We start from the raw sequence: 16,077 nt of genomic DNA, 5'->3' as shown, positions 1-16,077 counted from the left end.
AGTGCAAATCTTCGACGCATTTGGGAATAGCGTGGCGGACCCGGATGAGCTATGCTAAAGAAATCGTCAACAGGCGGCGCTGCCGCCGTTCCCTACCTTTACTTCCACCATTCAAGGAGCGTGCATAGAGATGCAATTCACCAAAATGAACGGACTCGGAAACGACTTCATCGTCGTCTACGGCGAGCGCGACCTGCCGGCCGGCGTGGACAAGCTGGCGGTGGAGCTGTGCAACCGCTACTTCGGCATCGGCGCCGACGGGCTCGTCTACATCCTGCCGTCGGAGCGCGCGGACTTCCGCATGCGCATCATCAACTCGGACGGCTCCGAGGCGGAGCAGTGCGGCAACGCGATCCGCTGCGTCGCCAAGTACGTCTACGACCACGGCCATGCCGACAAGGAGTCGCTGACGATCGAGACGCTCGGCGCCGGCGTGCAGCAGGTCGAGCTGACGACTCGGGACGGCAAGGTCGAGCTCGTGCGCGTCGACATGGGCGAGCCGATCCTGAGCGGCCTGCAGGTGCCGACGACGATCGACGCCGAGCGCGTCGTCTCCCACCCGATCGAAGCGGGCGGGCGCGAGTTCCGCTTCACCGCCGTCTCCATGGGCAACCCGCATGCGGTCATCTATGTCGACGACGCGGCATCGTTCGACCTCGCCGAGTGGGGGCCCAAGCTGGAGACGCATCCGATGTTCCCGCGCAAGACGAACGTCGAGTTCGTCACGGTGAACAGCCGCGAGCAGGCGGACATGCGCGTCTGGGAGCGTGGAGCGGGTCCGACGCTCGCCTGCGGCACCGGCGCCTGCGCTACGCTCGTCTCCTCCGTGCTGAACGGCCTCACCGACCGCAAGGCGGTCGTCTCCCTCAAGGGCGGCGACCTGCATATCGAGTGGAGCGAGAGCGACAATCATGTGTACATGACCGGTCCGGCGGCGGAAGTGTTCCGCGGCGAGCTGTAAGGGCGCGCCGATCCGGCCGGGCAGGCGGGCCAGCCGGCGGACGCCTCGCGCGAGCCGACAGGCAGCTGCGGCCGAATGAACAAAACCCCCTCCGTCTTCGCAGGAAGACGGAGGGGGTTTTTCTTGCGTCTGGCGGCGACGAGAGGCCCGCGCAGGCGGCTCCCGAAAAAGCTCAGCTCCCGGCCCGCGCCGCGGCGGCTTCCGCCGCCGCGCTCGGCCCGGACTCCAGGTAGGCGATGCCGAGCCCGCCGGTAACCGGGTTCTCGTAGATCTGGCAGTCCACCTCGAACACCTCGGAGATGATCTCGCGGGTGAGGACGCTGCGGGGAGGCCCTTCGGCGTAGATGCGGCCTTGCTTGACGAGATAGAGATGATCGCAGTAGGCTGCGGCCAGCTCCAGGTCGTGCAGCGCCGCCAGGACGCCGATGCCGAGCGACTTCACGAGCGAGAGGATCTGCAGCTGGTACTTGATGTCCAGATGGTTGGTCGGCTCGTCCAGGACGAGGAAGCGGGGCTGCTGGGCCAAGGCGCGGGCGAGGACGACCCGCTGCTTCTCGCCGCCGGACAAGGAGAGGAAGCTGCGTCCGGCCATCGGCAGCATGCCGACCGTGAGCAGCGCCTCCTCCACGAGGCGCTCGTCTTCCGCGCTGTCCGCGTCCAGCAGCTTCTTATGCGGCGTCCGGCCCATCATGACCATCTCGCGCACGGTGAAGTCGAAGCTGAGCTCGTTGAACTGGCCGACGACGCCCATCATGCGGGCGACGGTCTTGGGCGAGGCGCGTAGCACGTCGGCGCCGCCGAGGACGACGCTGCCGGCGGACGGCTGCACGACCTTGTAGATGCTCTTGAGCAGAGTCGACTTGCCGCAGCCGTTCGGCCCGATCAGGCCGACGAAGCGGCCGTCCTCGACGCGGAGGCTTACGCTTTTCACGATGTCGGCGCGCGCCAGCGTTACGGATACGTCGTTCACATCGAGCTGCATGTCATTTCCCTCCGAACTCGTAGCCTTTTTTGATGAGCATGTACATGAACAGCGGGGCCCCGATCAGCGCCGTGATGATGCCGATCGGCAGCTCGACCTTCGGGATGGCGGTGCGGGCGATGATGTCGGTCCAGATCAGGAACAGTCCGCCCGCCCAGATCGACAGCGGCAGCAGCCGGCGGTGGTCCGAGCCGACGGCGGCCCGGACCATGTGCGGGATGATCAGGCCGACAAAGCCGATCATCCCGCAGCTCGAGACGAGGACGCCGGTCAGCAGCGCCGTGGCGATCAGATAGAAGCGGCGATGCCGGTTGAGGTTGACGCCGAGCGTGACGGCCGCCTCCTCGCCAAGCAGCATCGTATTGAGGATGCGCGACTGCAGCAGGAAGAACAGCGCCGCCAGCAGCACCGCCGCCGCGACGAGCGGGAGGCGGTCCCATTTGGCCGCCGCGAGGCTGCCCATCGTCCAGAAGGTGACGGTGCGGATGCCCTCCGTGTTGTTGGCGAAATAGATGATGGAATTGGCGAACGCCGTGCAGAGCGCATGGATGACCATGCCCGACAGCACGAGCTTGGCGGAGGTCATCCGGCTGCCGATGCCGGACAGGGCGAGCACGAGCACGGAAGCGCCGATCGCGCCGGCGAACGCCCAGAAGGCGAGGCCGAGCTGTCCGAGCACGCCTCCGGCTCCGAAGCCGATCATGATGGAGAAGGTGGCGCCGAGCGAGGCGCCCGACGAGATGCCGAGAATGTACGGATCGGCGAGCGGATTCTGGACGGACGCCTGCATGATCGTGCCGCACAGGCTGAGTCCGGCTCCGACGAGGAGCGCGAGCAGCACGCGGGGAAAGCGGATCGTCCAGATGATGTTGGCGTTCGGCCCGCTCAGGATGTCGGCGGAATCGCCGATGGTCAGGCCGAACAAGCGATGGGCGAGAATCTGGAACGACTGTCCGAGCGGGACGTCGACCTGTCCGAGCGAGACGGCGATGCCGATGGACAGCAGCGTGAAGCCGGCGAGCAGCAGCTGCAGCAGGGCGAAGCCGGCCTTGCCGGAAGGCAAGGCGGCGAAGCGGCGTTTGGGAACGGCAGAGGGCATGGACAAGCGGATCGATCCTTTCTCCAGAAGCGATAGACTCGGGATGAAGCTATCTATCGAGAGTAAATGAGAACGATTATCGTTGTCAACATTAGAAAAAAGAGTTGACAAGGGGAGTCTCCGAGGCGAAAATGATAATCATTCTCAATAAACTCACGACAAAAGGGGTCTATTCATGAACGCTTCCACATCCGTTTCCGCCCGCTTCAAAGCCGGCTCCATCCTGCTCGCGACATTGCTGCTGTCCGCCTGCTCGGCGAACGGGGACAACGCTCCCGCCTCTTCGGCCACGCCGTCTCCATCCTCGGCTCCGCCGGCCGCCTCCGCGTCTCCGTCGCCTGCCGCCGCCAAGACGGCGTATCCGCTGACGATCCAGAACTTCACGCTGAAAGCGGAGGGCGGAGAGTGGGAGGCCAAGGATCAGACCTTCGACAAGGCGCCCGAGCGCGTCGTCGTCAATACGCAGCCGATCGCCGAGCTGATGATCAAGCTGGGTCTCGCGGACAAGCTGGTCGGCGTCGCCGCCCTCTACGGGGAGCTGGATCCGGAGGTGGCCGAGGCGTTCGCCAAGGTGCCGGTGCTGTCCAAGGATTATGTGAGCAAGGAGCCGGTCGTGGCGGCCGATCCGGATCTGGTCATGGGCCGCGGCGGCCTGTTCGCCGACGCGGACTGGGGCGTAGGCACGGTGGACGGCCTCAACGAGCTCGGCATCAACACCTTCGTGAACACGACGAGCATCAAGGGCGCGACGCTGGACAGCCTTTACGACGATGTCGACAAGATCGGACAGATCTTCGATGTCCAGGAAAGCGCGGCCGCCCATGTGGCGAAGCTGAAGGCCCATGCGGAGTCGATCAAGCAGGCGTATGCCGCGCAGGACGAGCTGACCTTCGCCTTCGCCTCCGATCCGGGAGAGGGCGCGATCGCTCCGTACAGCGGCATCACCGATACGTTCCAGGCCGACGCGCTGAGCCTGCTCAAGCTGAAGAACGGCTTTGCCGACATGCCTTCGGACGAGGCCAGCGTCGAGGAGCTCGTCGCCTTGAACCCCGACGTGCTGCTCGTGACGATCTACACGGGCTCGCCGGCCAAGGAGAAGACGCTCGAGTCGTTCTACGCCAACGAGGCGCTCAAGGACATCTCCGCCATCAAGAACAAGCGCGTCTACTTCATCGACTTCAACGCGTACTGGGGCTACGGCGACCAGATCTTCGCCGCCGTCGAGAAGCTCGGCAAGGAGCTTCATCCGTAATCGCCAAGCGCGTGGCGCGGCGCATCTGCTTTGTCGGCCCTCTCCCCATGCGGGAGAGGGCTTTTCCGCTTTTTGCGGCTGTCCCGCCAATAGCCGAAAAAGCGCGCGAATCGCCCTTTCGCTCCGGATTTCGCATTGTGCCTTGTTCGCGGACCGATTATCGATTAGAATAGGTACACGAATGCCCGCCCGGCCGCAGCCGGAGCGGACAGGGCAAGCGGGAGCGGGCTGCCCGCGAGCGGCGGCCGGAGTTTGGGCCGTGGAATTTGTGTCAACACTAGTTGCAATGGTTCTGCCCATTGCCAGAGGATGGACCCGGAGACAGGCGTCCGATCCTGTTCCATATCGTCCGGAGGGAGAACCTGACATGGCTATCAAGCTCATCAATATCGGCTTCGGGAACATCGTATCGGCGAACCGGATCATCTCGATCGTCAGCCCGGAATCGGCGCCGATCAAGAGGATCATCCAGGAGGCGCGCGACCGCCACATGCTGATCGACGCGACCTACGGCAGGCGTACTCGCGCGGTCATCATCACGGACAGCGATCATGTCATCCTGTCGGCAGTCCAGCCGGAGACGGTCGCGCACCGTCTGTCCGCCAAGGACGACGATCACGACGAATAATAGCGGGGAGTACTATGAACAAGGGATTATTGATTGTATTGTCCGGCCCTTCGGGAGTCGGCAAGGGCACGGTCTGCTCGGTGCTCCGCCACAAGATGCCGGAGCTCGTCTACTCCGTCTCGGCCACGACGCGCTCGCCGCGCCAGGGCGAGACGGACGGCATCAACTATTTCTTCAAGTCGCGCGACCAGTTCCAGGAGATGATCGCGCGCGGAGCCATGCTGGAGCACGCGGAGTACGTCGGCAACTACTACGGCACGCCGCGCGATTTCGTCGAGCAGACGATCAACAGCGGCAAGGACATCATCCTCGAGATCGAGGTGCAGGGGGCGCTCAAGGTCAAGGAGACGTTCCCGCAGGGCGTCTTCATTTTCCTGATGCCGCCTTCGCTCGACGTGCTCAAGCAGCGCATCGTCGGCCGCGGCACCGAGAGCCAGGACGTGATCGACTCGCGCATGTCGGTCGCCGCCGAGGAGATCGGACTCATCCGCTACTATGACTACGCGGTCGTCAACGACGAGATCGAGGCTGCCTGCCACCGCATCCAGAGCATCGTCACGGCCGAGCACTGCCGCAAGGAGCGCTTCCTCGCCAATCTGCCGGAGACCGTGAAGACCGCCGCATCCGAAAAAGCCTGAACGGAGTGATTCGAACGATGTTGTATCCATCCATTGACGAAATGATGAAGAAGGTCGACAGCAAGTATTCTCTGGTCGTAGCGGCAAGCCGCCGCGCGCGCTCCCTGCGCGACGGAGAGAAGAGCGAGCTCAAAGGGGCCAAGTCCCATAAGCAGGTCGGCGTCGCTCTCGAGGAGATCTACCACGATCTTCTGCAGGTCGAGCAGCGCAACGAGGACTAGCCGGCTTTTCGGATCGGTCCGCCTGGCCCCTCGGCCCGGCGGAGCCAGCAGCCGCATAGCGCATGAATTAACAACCCTTGCGGTTGTTATTTTTTTATCGCCAGGCAAAACAGGCAGATAGCAGAAAGGAGCTGCGGACATGCTACGCGGCAAAACGATCCTACTCGGCGTCACCGGCGGCATCGCCGCCTACAAGGCGGCCGCCTTGTGCAGCAAGCTCGTGCAGAAGGGCGCCGAGGTCCATGTCATCATGACGGAATCGGCGGTCCGCTTCATCGCGCCGCTCACGCTGCAGACGCTCTCGCGCCACCCGGTGCATCTCGATACGTTCGACGAGAAGGATCCGGCCGTCGTGACGCACATCGACCTCGCGGACCGCGCCGACCTCATCCTGATCGCGCCGGCGACGGCGAATTCGCTGGCCAAGCTGGCCGCAGGGCTCGCCGACGACATGCTGTCGACGACGCTGCTCGCGGCGACGGCGCCGATCATCGCCGCGCCTGCGATGAACGTGCACATGTACGAGCATCCGGCGACGGTCGCCAACATGGAGACGCTCGGCCGGCGGGGCGTTCGCTTCCTCGATCCGGGCACGGGCCAGCTTGCCTGCGGCTATGTCGCCAAGGGACGGCTCGCCGAGCCGGAGGAGATCGTACTCGCGGTCGAGAAGTTCTTCGCCTCGCGGAAGCTGCTGGCCGGCAAGCGGCTGCTCGTCACGGCCGGCGGCACGGTGGAGCGCTTCGATCCGGTGCGCTACCTGACCAATGATTCCTCCGGCAAGATGGGCTTCGCGATCGCGGAGGCGGCACGCGACATGGGCGCCGAGGTGACGGTCGTCGCCGCCCGCACGGACGTGCCGGCGCCCGGCGGGGTGGAGCTCGTGCGCGTCGAGTCGGCGGAGCAGATGCTGGAGGCGGTGCTGTCCCGCTACGCGGAGGCGGACATCGTCGTCAAGGCTGCCGCCGTCGCCGACTACCGGCCGGTCGAGCGCCATGCCTCCAAGCTCAAGAAGTCGGCCGGCACGCTCACGCTGGAGCTGGAAAAAACGACGGACATCCTGGCGGAGCTCGGCCGCCGCAAAAGCGGCCAGTTCCTCGTCGGCTTCGCGGCGGAGACCGAGCGGCTGGCGGAGCATGCGATGGACAAGCTGCGCCGCAAAAACTGCGATCTGATCGTCGCCAACGACGTGACGATGGAAGGCGCGGGCTTCGGCGGCGACACGAACGCGGTGCAGGTGTTCGACCGTGACGGCGCGGCGCTTTCGCTGCCGGTGCTGAGCAAGCGCGAGACGGCCGAAAGGCTGCTCGGACTCGTCGCCTCGCGGCTCGGAGGCGCGTCGCCGGAGGGCTCGCGATGAGCCGCGTCGCCGGCGTCATCGTCGACGTGCCGAGCCGCAGCACGGACCGGCCGTTCAGCTATGCCGTGCCGGCGGACATGCGGGCGTGGATCGAGCCCGGCAGCCGCGTCGGCGTGCCGTTCGCCGGCCGCACGCTGCAAGGGTTCGTCGTCAGCCTGGCGGACGAGCCTCCGGCCGAAGGCCCGGCCAAGCTCAAGCCGATCGCGGAGCTGCTCGATCCGCTGCCGCCGCTGCTGCCGGATCTGGTGGAGCTGGCGCGGTGGATCAGCGAGAAATATTGCTGCACATGGACGGCGGCGCTGCAGGCGATGGTGCCTTCGGCGATCAAGGGCAAGGCGGAGCGGCATCTGCGGCTGGCAGACGGCGCGGACGAGCCGGCTGCCGAAGCTGCGGCCGAGTCGGCTGCGGCGCGGTCCGATGTCGGCCGGCCGGAGGCGTTTTGGGCCATGCCGGGAGAGGCGGCTCCGGAGCTGCCGCCGTCCGAGACGCTGCCGCAGGAGCTCGTTCGCGAGCTGCGCCGCCACGGCAGCCTGAAGCTGGAAGCGGCGCGGCAGCGATGGCCGGAGGCGGGCGGCGCGATCAAGCGCGCGCTCGCGCAAGGCGTGCTGATCGAGGAGACGTCGATCCGCGACCGCATCGGCGTGCGCACGCAGCTCACCGTCTATCCGCCGCTGGACCGCGAAGCGGCGAAGGCGGCGCTGGAGGCGCTGCCCGGCACGGCCAAGCGGCAAAAGGAGCTGCTCCTTTACGTGCTCGCGCTCGAAGGGCCGGTGACGCTGCAGGCGATGCTGGCCGACACCGGCGCCAGCGCCTCGTCGGCCAAGGCTTTGGCGGACAAGGGCTACATCCTCGTCGAGGAGGCGGAGCAGCAGCGCGACCCGTACGCCGGACGCGAGTTCCGCCGCTCCGAGCCGCTGCCGCTGACGGACGCGCAGCGCGAGGTGTTCGTGCGCATCCGGGATGCGGTGGAGCGGACGGCTCCCGCGACGTTCCTGCTGCAGGGAGTGACCGGCAGCGGCAAGACCGAGATCTACATGCAGTCCATCCAGCGCGCGCTGGAGCTCGGCCGCGAGGCGATCGTGCTCGTGCCCGAGATCTCGCTGACGCCGCAGATGGTCGAGCGCTTCAAGGGCCGCTTCGGCGACGAGGTGGCCGTCCTGCACAGCCGCCTCTCGAGCGGCGAGCGCTACGACGAGTGGCGGCGCATCCGCCGCGGCGGCGCCAAGGTGGCGATCGGGGCGCGCTCGGCGGTGTTCGCTCCGTTTGCCCGGCTCGGCCTCATCGTCATCGACGAGGAGCATGAGTCGAGCTACAAGCAGGAGGAGACGCCCAAATACCACGCCCGGGACGTCGCCGTGCAGCGGGCCCGCCAGCACGGCGCCGTCGTCGTGCTCGGCTCGGCGACGCCGTCGCTGGAGACGTACGCGGCCGCGGCGCGGGACGGGGCGGGCGGCGCGCTGCTGCGCCTGTCCGAGCGCGCCGTCGCCAGCTCTCTTCCGCCCGTGACGGTGACCGACATGCGCGACGAGCTCAAGAGCGGCAACCGCTCCATGTTCAGCCGCGCGCTGCACGAGGCGCTGCAGGCGCGGCTCGAGCGCGGCGAGCAGTCGGTGCTGCTGCTGAACCGGCGCGGCTACTCGACGTTCGTCATTTGCCGCTCCTGCGGCTATACGGCGCTCTGCCCGCACTGCGACATCTCGCTCACCTACCACCAAAAGACGCGGGCGATGCGCTGCCATTACTGCGGCCATGCGGAGCTCGCGCCGAGCGCCTGCCCGTCCTGCGAGAGCGAGCAGATCCGCTATTTCGGCGCGGGCACGCAAAAGGTCGAGGAGGAGCTGGCCAAGCTGTTCCCCGGCATCCGCGTCATCCGCATGGACGTCGACACGACGACGGAGAAGAACGCGCATGAAAAATGGCTCAAGCTGTTCGGCGAGCGCAAGGCCGACGTGCTGCTCGGCACGCAGATGGTCGCCAAAGGGCTCGACTTCCCTTATGTGACGCTCGTCGGCGTCATCGCGGCGGATACGTCGCTCAACCTGCCCGACTTCCGGGCGGCGGAGCGGACGTTCCAGCTGCTGACGCAGGTGGCCGGGCGCGCGGGGCGCCATCATCTGCCGGGAGAGGTCATCATCCAGACATACAACCCGGAGCATTATGCGGTTATCGCCTCGCAGCGGCATGATTACGAGGGCTTCGTCGCGGAAGAGATGAAGCATCGCCGAATGATGGGCTATCCGCCGTTCTGCCGGCTCATCCTCGTGACGATGTCCCATGAGCAGCTCGCGACGCTGTCGGCGGCGAGCGACCGCTTCGCCCGCCGGCTGATCGAGCTGGCCGGCCAGCGCGGCGTGCTGCAGCCGCTGCACGGCAGCGGCGCGCGGGCGCTCGAGCTGCTCGGTCCGGTCGCCTCGCCGATTTCCCGCATCAAGGACCGGTACCGGTTCCAGTGCATGGTCAAATACCGCGGAGCGGTGCCGGCCGCCGAGCTCGTCTCGGAGGCGATCCGGCAGGCCGAGGCCGAGGCGCCGCGCAGCGGCGTGCTGTTCAGCGTCGATGTCGATCCGCATATGATTTTATAACGTTCGATTTCATCCAAGGAAGGTGCATGCCTCATGGCAATCCGTCTTATCGTTCAAAATCCCGACCCCGTCCTGCGCGAGGTCGCCAAGGAAGTCACGAAGTTCAACGCCAACCTGCACAAGCTGCTGGACAATATGGCCGATACGATGTACCACGCCGAAGGCGTCGGACTCGCCGCGCCGCAGATCGGCATCTCCAAGCGCGTCATCGTCGTCGATGTCGGAGACGACAACGGGCTGATCGAGATGGTGAACCCGGAGATCGTCGAGCGCGAGGGCGAGCAGTTCGGTCCGGAGGGCTGCCTGAGCATCCAGAACCTGAACGGCGACGTGCGCCGGGCGAACAAAATCCGCGTGCGCGGCCAGAACCGCGACGGCGAGACGTTCGAGCTGGAGGCGGAAGGCTTCCTCGCGCGGGCGTTCCAGCATGAGGTGGATCATCTGAACGGCATCCTGTTCATCGACCTCGCGGAAGAGCTGTACGACGGCTCCGCGCGCGACCGCCGCGAAGGCGAGGAGTGAGGCCGATGCGCGTCGTATTCATGGGCACGCCGGAGTTCGCCGTGCCTTCGCTGCATTGGCTGATGGGCGAGGAGGCGAAAGCGCTCGGCGTCGAGGTCGTCGGCGTCGTCTCCCAGCCCGACCGTCCGAAGGGACGCAAGAAGGAGCTCGCGCCGACGCCGGTCAAGGCGGCCGCGCTGGAGTACGGGCTGCCCGTGCTGCAGCCGGAGCGGCTGCGCCGCGCGGAAGCGGTCGAGGAGCTGAAGGGGCTTGCGCCGGAGCTGATCGTGACGGCGGCGTATGGCCAGATCCTGCCGCTGTCGGTGCTGGAGATGCCGCGCCTGGGCTGCATCAACGTGCACGGCTCGCTGCTGCCGAAGTACCGGGGCGGAGCGCCGATCCAGCGTTCGATCATGAACGGCGAGGACAAGACGGGCGTGACGATCATGTACATGGCCGAAGGGCTCGACACGGGCGACATGATCAGCCGCGTCGAGGTGCCGATCACGGACGCCGACGACTCCGGCACGATGTTCGCCAAGCTGAGCGAGGCCGGCGCGCGGCTGCTCGCCGAGACGCTGCCGGAGCTGCTTGAGGGACGAGCTCCGCGCGTGCCGCAGGATGACTCGCAGGCGACGCATGCGCCGAACCTGACGCGCGAGGACGAGCGCCTCGACTGGACGCGCGGCGCGCGCGAGCTGTGGCGGCAGGTGCGCGGCCTGTCGCCGATGGCCGGCGGCTTCACGCTGCTCGGCGGCGAGCCGTTCAAGGTGCGCGCCTGCGCGCCCGAGGACAAGCCCGGGCCGGCAGGCGCGGCGCCGGGGCAGGTGCTGGATGCCGGGCCGGACGGCATCCGCGTCATGACCGGCAGCGGCGTGCTGCGGCTGACGGAAATTCAGCCGGCCGGCAAGCGGGCGATGCCCGCTGCCGAATGGCTCAAGGGTGCCCGGCTCGCAGCGGGCACCGTGCTCGGCGCGCCCGCGGCGGAGCCGGGCGCGGCAGACGCGGCCGCCGGCGAAGGCGGCCGCCGATGAGCGGCGCCCGCAAGGCGGCCGCCGCCCGCGCTCCTGGCAAAGCCTAGCCGCCGGGCGTCCCCCGGCGCTGCCCCCGCGGCAGCCGCCGCCGGCGCTGCCGCAGCGCGCGCGAGCTCGCGCTGGACGCGCTCGTCCGCGTCGCGACGAGCGGCGCGTACAGCAACCTGCAGCTGCATCACGCGCTGCAGGAGGCCGAGCTGTCGCGCGCCGACGCCGGGCTCGCGACCGAGCTCGTCTACGGCACGCTGCAGCGGCAGCTGACGCTCGACCGCTGGCTGCGCCAATTCGTGGCCAAAGGCTTCGCCAAGCTGGAGCCATGGGTGCTGTCGCTGCTGCGGATGAGCCTGTACCAGCTCGTCTACCTCGACCGCGTGCCGCCTCATGCGGCGGTCAACGAGGCGGTCGAGATCGGCCGCCGTCGCGGACATGCCGGCATCGCGGGCATGCTGAACGGCGTGCTGCGCAGCGCCGTCCGCCAGCTGCCGCAGCTCAAGGCGGAGGACTTCGCCTCCGAGCCGGATGCCGCGCGGCGGCTGTCGCTGCGTCATTCCTATCCGGAATGGCTGGCCGAGCGCTGGATCGCGGCATACGGCGAGGACACAGCCGAGGCGATGATGTGCGCCGGCAACGAGGCGCCGCAGGGCAGCCTGCGCGTCAACCGGCTGCGGCTCTCGCCGCAGCAGGCGCTGGAGCGGCTGCGGCAGGCGGGGCTCGACGCCCGTCCGTCCGCCGCCGCCCCATGGGCGGGCGTCGTCGTCGACCGCGGCGGCAATCTGGCCGGCACGGACGGCTATACGGAGGGGCTCTGGTCGATCCAGGACGAGAGCTCGATGATCGTCGCCGCCGCGGCCGCGCCTCAGCCCGGCTTCCGCGTGCTCGACTGCTGCGCCGCTCCGGGCGGCAAGTCGGCGCATCTCGGCGAGCTGATGGACGGGCGCGGCGAGATCGTCGCCAACGACCTGCATCCGCATAAAAAGGCTCTCGTCGAAAGCCAGGCCGCCCGCCTCGGCCTCGGCCTCATCCATGCGGTCGCCGGCGATGCGGTGGAGCTGCCGGAGCATTTCGCGCCCGGCTCGTTCGATCTCGTGCTGCTCGACGCTCCATGCTCCGGCCTCGGCGTCATCCGCCGCAAGCCGGAAATCAAATGGACCAAGTCGCCGGCCGACATCGAGGCCATCGCCGCCGTCCAGGAGCGTCTGCTGGACGCGGCGGCCGAGCTCGTGAAGCCCGGCGGCACGCTGCTCTACAGCACCTGCACGATCGCCGGCGAGGAGAACTCCGCGCAGATCGCTTCCTTCCTGGAGCGGCATCCGGCGTTCGCGCTCGATCCGGCCGGCTGGCCGGAGTCCGTGCTCGCTCCTCTGCGCGCCGCCGGCATCGGCGACGCGGATGCCGGCCGCTTCGACGGCTCGCTGCAGCTGCTGCCGCATCATTTCGGCAGCGACGGCTTCTATATCGCCCGCTTGCGCCGGGGAGATCACCGCTAGCCTTCCTCGCTCCGACCGTCGGAGCGAGGTTTTTTTTGCGCGCCTGAGGCCGCGCGCCGGCGCCGCAGCCGTCGCTTTCCGCGCTCGCGAACCGGTTCGCGAGCGCTTTTTCATTGGCGCCTCGGAGCGGTTTATATTAAACTATCGTAAAAGGAAAGCTCGCGAAGACCGCTTACAGGAGAAGATGCGCATGAAGAGCAAGTTCCGCCGGAGCATCCGATATTTGTCCACGCTGCTCGGCCTTTACGGTTTCGGCATGATCATTCATTTCTATATCCAGGCCTCGGCGCTCGGCTTCGACGCCGGCGCCGCCTGGGACTGGGCGGCCGGACAGCTGCCGATGTTCTTTTGGGGCAGCACGTTTTTCTTTTTCCTGCTGTGCGGGGCGGCGGCCTTGTTCCGCAACGTGTACGGAGGCTCGCTGCTCGTCGGCGCCGTCGCCGGCCTGACCGGCCTGGCCGTTTACGAAAAGATGAAAGCGACCGGGGAGCCGCTGTTCCCTTGGGATCTCATGCAGCTGAAGAACATGTCCGAGATGGTCTCGATGGCCGACGGCCTGTTCTCGCCGGTCGTGCTCATCCTCACCGCGCTCGTGCTGGCCGGCCTCGGCTGGCTCACCTTCAAGCTTCCGAAGCTGCGTTTTCCGCTCGTGCTGCGCGTCGCGCTCGCCGCCGCGTCGATCACGGCGGTCGCGCTGTTCGTGCAGACCGCAGGGGGCAAATATCCGGCGCTGCTCGACAAGCTCAGCTACCAGAACATTTTCTGGGATCAAAAGGCGAACTACCGCTACAACGGGTTCGTGCTGGCCTTCGCCTCCAACCTGAACCAGACGCTGATCGACGAGCCGGAAGGCTACGGGAGGGAGGCGGTGGAGGCCATCGCGGAGCGCTACGGCTCGCTGCCCGAGGCTCCGCCGGCGGCATCGCCGTCCGAGCCTCCGAACATCGTGTTCGTCATGAACGAGGCGCTGTTCGACGCGACGCGGCTGACGGAATACAAGCTCGCCGAGGATCCGCTGCCGTTTTGGCATGGCGCGCAGCAGTCCCGGCCGTCCGGCTACGTCCTTTCCCCCGAATTCGGCGGCAGCACGGCGAACGTCGAGTTCGAGGCGCTGACGGGGCTGTCGATGTCGCTGCTTCATGACGGCGCGGTGCCGTTCCAGCAAAATCTGACGAAGCAGACGGATCTGCCCTCGGTCGTGAGCATCCTCAAGAGCCGGGGCTACGACGCGCTCGCTCTCCACCCGTACGACAAGACGTTCTACAGCCGCAACCAGGTCTATCCGATGCTGGGCTTCGAGCGGTTCATCGGGCAGGACGACATGAAAAACCGCGAGTGGCTCGGCTCGCGCAGCTATTTGTCCGATATGGCGGCGATGAAGGAAGCGGCGCAGGAGCTGGAGAAGGCGGACGGCAAGCCGTTGTTCCTGCATCTGGTCACGATGCAGAACCATTACCCGTATACGAACAAGGAGATCCACGGCGGCAACTCGATCGAGGCCGAAGGCGTCGATCCGGCGCTGAAGGACCAGCTGGAGACGTACGTCGAGGGCATCAAGCAGACGGACGGCGCGCTCCGCTACCTGAACGAAGCGATCCAGAAGCTGGATCGGCCGACGCTCGTCGTGCTCTGGGGCGACCATCTGCCGGGGCTTCCGGCGAAAATTTACGAGGATGCCGGCTGGACTGACGAGCGCCTGCGCCATGAGACGCCGCTGCTGCTGCTGGCGAACTACGAGCTCGGACGTGAGCCGCTCGGGACGATCAGCCCGTCGTTCGCCGGACCGCTCGCGCTGCGTTATGCGGGACTTCCGCAGCCGGCTTTCTACAAGCTGCTCGAGGCGGTGCGGCAGCAGCTGCCCGGCCTCGGCAAAAAGGTGACGCTGGGCGCCGGAGGCGCGGCGCTCGACAAGGCGGCGCTGACGGAGGAGCAGCAGCGCCTGCTGGACGACTACCGCATGATCCAGTTCGACCTGCTCGAAGGCCAAGGGTACGCCAAGGAGCTGCTGTTCGGGGAAGGAAGCTAAGGCGGCGGGAGCAAGGATGGACGGAGCGGCGGCTCCGTCCTTTCTTGTTGCGCCGGGCCGCCTCGAGCCGGCTCCTTCCGCCCGTCCTCGCGTGGGCGGCCAGCGGCAGCGAGGCCGGGCTAGGCATGGCTGTGGTCTTGGAATGGACGTTTGTGGTAAACTAGAGCGACGAGCGTCCTGCGGAGGCAGTGCCGGACGGCGCTCCAAGAACGATGAAATGAGATGAAGCATTGAGATGAAAGCATTCGATCAGCCTTATATCGTGGAAACACCCTTTATATATGACTATTCCCTGGAGCAGCTGCAGGACTGGATGAAGGAGCAGGGAGAGCCCGCCTTCCGTGCCGGCCAGCTGTTCGACTGGCTCTATGTCAAGCGCGTCTCCTCGTTCGACGAGATGACGAACCTGCCGAAGCCGCTGAGGGACAAGCTGGCGGACTCGTTCCAGTTCATCACCCTGAACGAGATCACCCGCTTCGAGTCCAAGGACGGCACGGTCAAGTTCCTGTTCGGCCTGCATGACAACCATGCGATCGAGACGGTCATCATGCGCCACAACTACGGCAACAGCGTCTGCGTCACGACGCAGGTCGGCTGCCGGATCGGCTGCACGTTCTGCGCCTCGACGCTCGGCGGCCTCAAGCGCAACCTGACGTCGGGCGAGATCGTCGCGCAGGTCGTCAAGGCGCAGCAGATGCTCGATCCGGAGGATCAGCGGGTGTCGAGCATCGTCATCATGGGCTCCGGCGAGCCGTTCGAGAACTACGAGGCGACGATGGCGTTCCTGCGCATGATGATCCATCCGAAGGGACTGAACATCGGCCAGCGCCACATCACCGTCTCCACGAGCGGCATCGTGCCGAGCATGTACAAGTTCACGGAGGAGAATACGCAGATCAACCTCGCGATCTCGATCCATGCCCCGAACGACGAGCTGCGCTCCAAGCTGATGCCGGTCAACCGCCGCTATCCGTTCCAGGAGGTCATCGACGCCTGCCGCAACTACATCGCCAAGACCGGGCGCCGCATCACGTTCGAGTACGCGCTCATCGGCGGCACGAACGACCGTCCCGAGCATGCGCAGGAGCTCGCCGAGGTGCTGCAGGGCATGCTTTGCCACGTCAACCTCATCCCGGTCAACCATGTGCCGGAGCGCAAGTACGTGCGCACGCCGCGGGAGGATATTTTCGAGTTCCAGCGCATTCTCGAGAAAAACGGCATCAACGCGACGATCCGTCGCGAGCAGGGCCATGACATCGCCGCTGCCTGCGGGCAGCTTCGCGCGAAACATATGGAACTAACGTAACGA

The 16,077-nt window shown here is 66.6% G+C and carries 13 protein-coding genes and 1 pseudogene; 12 read left to right on the top strand and 2 right to left on the bottom strand.

Annotated features, from left to right (window positions below; translation table 11 throughout):
- The first annotated feature begins 130 nt into the window (after window positions 1–130).
- Window positions 131–961, top strand: coding sequence for a diaminopimelate epimerase (gene dapF / locus B8V81_RS23335; RefSeq protein WP_028596901.1), 831 nt, complete (start codon window positions 131–133; stop codon window positions 959–961).
- A 172-nt stretch (window positions 962–1,133) separates the two neighbouring features.
- On the opposite strand, the gene B8V81_RS23330 is transcribed toward dapF, so the two are convergent.
- Together B8V81_RS23330 and B8V81_RS23325 are read right to left on the bottom strand one after the other, a co-directional pair.
- Window positions 1,134–1,943 (bottom strand): ABC transporter ATP-binding protein, encoded by an 810-nt coding sequence (locus B8V81_RS23330; protein WP_052332841.1) that lies wholly within the window; start codon window positions 1,941–1,943, stop codon window positions 1,134–1,136.
- Window position 1,944: 1 nt separating this feature from the next.
- Window positions 1,945–3,042, bottom strand: a complete 1,098-nt coding sequence (locus B8V81_RS23325; RefSeq protein ID WP_052332889.1) for a FecCD family ABC transporter permease — start codon at window positions 3,040–3,042, stop codon at window positions 1,945–1,947.
- A 175-nt stretch (window positions 3,043–3,217) separates the two neighbouring features.
- On the opposite strand from B8V81_RS23325, the gene B8V81_RS23320 reads away from it, so the two are divergent.
- From B8V81_RS23320 to rlmN, 11 genes and pseudogenes are all read left to right on the top strand, one after another.
- Window positions 3,218–4,294 carry an ABC transporter substrate-binding protein gene (locus B8V81_RS23320; protein WP_028596899.1) on the top strand — a complete coding sequence of 359 codons (1,077 nt, stop codon included), beginning with the start codon at window positions 3,218–3,220 and terminating at the stop codon, window positions 4,292–4,294.
- A gap of 367 nt (window positions 4,295–4,661) precedes the next feature.
- Window positions 4,662–4,922: an extracellular matrix/biofilm regulator RemA gene (gene remA, locus B8V81_RS23315; protein ID WP_006036475.1), complete on the top strand. Its 261-nt coding sequence runs from the start codon at window positions 4,662–4,664 to the stop codon at window positions 4,920–4,922.
- A 14-nt stretch (window positions 4,923–4,936) separates the two neighbouring features.
- Window positions 4,937–5,560, top strand: coding sequence for a guanylate kinase (gene gmk / locus B8V81_RS23310; protein WP_043110725.1), 624 nt, complete (start codon window positions 4,937–4,939; stop codon window positions 5,558–5,560).
- Window positions 5,561–5,577: 17 nt separating this feature from the next.
- The gene (gene rpoZ / locus B8V81_RS23305) at window positions 5,578–5,781 is read left to right on the top strand and encodes a DNA-directed RNA polymerase subunit omega (RefSeq protein ID WP_028596897.1); all 204 of its coding nucleotides are present in this window, start codon (window positions 5,578–5,580) and stop codon (window positions 5,779–5,781) included.
- A 139-nt stretch (window positions 5,782–5,920) separates the two neighbouring features.
- Entirely contained in the window at window positions 5,921–7,138 is a 1,218-nt protein-coding gene (gene coaBC / locus B8V81_RS23300) for a bifunctional phosphopantothenoylcysteine decarboxylase/phosphopantothenate--cysteine ligase CoaBC (protein ID WP_101809294.1), read from the top strand.
- A complete protein-coding gene (gene priA, locus B8V81_RS23295; protein WP_101809293.1) occupies window positions 7,135–9,720 on the top strand; it encodes a primosomal protein N' in 2,586 nt (861 codons plus the stop codon). Before coaBC ends, priA begins: the two co-directional genes overlap by 4 nt.
- Window positions 9,721–9,753: 33 nt before the next feature.
- The gene (def, locus tag B8V81_RS23290; protein ID WP_028596894.1) at window positions 9,754–10,242 is read left to right on the top strand and encodes a peptide deformylase; all 489 of its coding nucleotides are present in this window, start codon (window positions 9,754–9,756) and stop codon (window positions 10,240–10,242) included.
- A gap of 5 nt (window positions 10,243–10,247) precedes the next feature.
- Window positions 10,248–11,255 (top strand): methionyl-tRNA formyltransferase, encoded by a 1,008-nt coding sequence (gene fmt, locus B8V81_RS23285; protein ID WP_101809292.1) that lies wholly within the window; start codon window positions 10,248–10,250, stop codon window positions 11,253–11,255.
- A 110-nt stretch (window positions 11,256–11,365) separates the two neighbouring features.
- A pseudogene (gene rsmB / locus B8V81_RS23280) lies at window positions 11,366–12,742 on the top strand (16S rRNA (cytosine(967)-C(5))-methyltransferase RsmB); the annotation flags it as partial.
- Window positions 12,743–12,932: 190 nt separating this feature from the next.
- The gene (locus B8V81_RS23275; RefSeq protein WP_180968515.1) at window positions 12,933–14,768 is read left to right on the top strand and encodes an LTA synthase family protein; all 1,836 of its coding nucleotides are present in this window, start codon (window positions 12,933–12,935) and stop codon (window positions 14,766–14,768) included.
- Between the two features lie 235 nt (window positions 14,769–15,003).
- Window positions 15,004–16,074, top strand: coding sequence for a dual-specificity RNA methyltransferase RlmN (gene rlmN, locus B8V81_RS23270; RefSeq protein ID WP_101809289.1), 1,071 nt, complete (start codon window positions 15,004–15,006; stop codon window positions 16,072–16,074).
- Window positions 16,075–16,077: the final 3 nt, after the last annotated feature.

The organism is Paenibacillus pasadenensis, assembly GCF_002864175.1.
GTDB classification, from domain to species: Bacteria; Bacillota; Bacilli; order Paenibacillales; family Paenibacillaceae; genus Paenibacillus_O; species Paenibacillus_O pasadenensis.
Note: the sequence above shows the minus strand (reverse complement) of the source record. Positions and strands in the feature narration are given on the sequence as shown.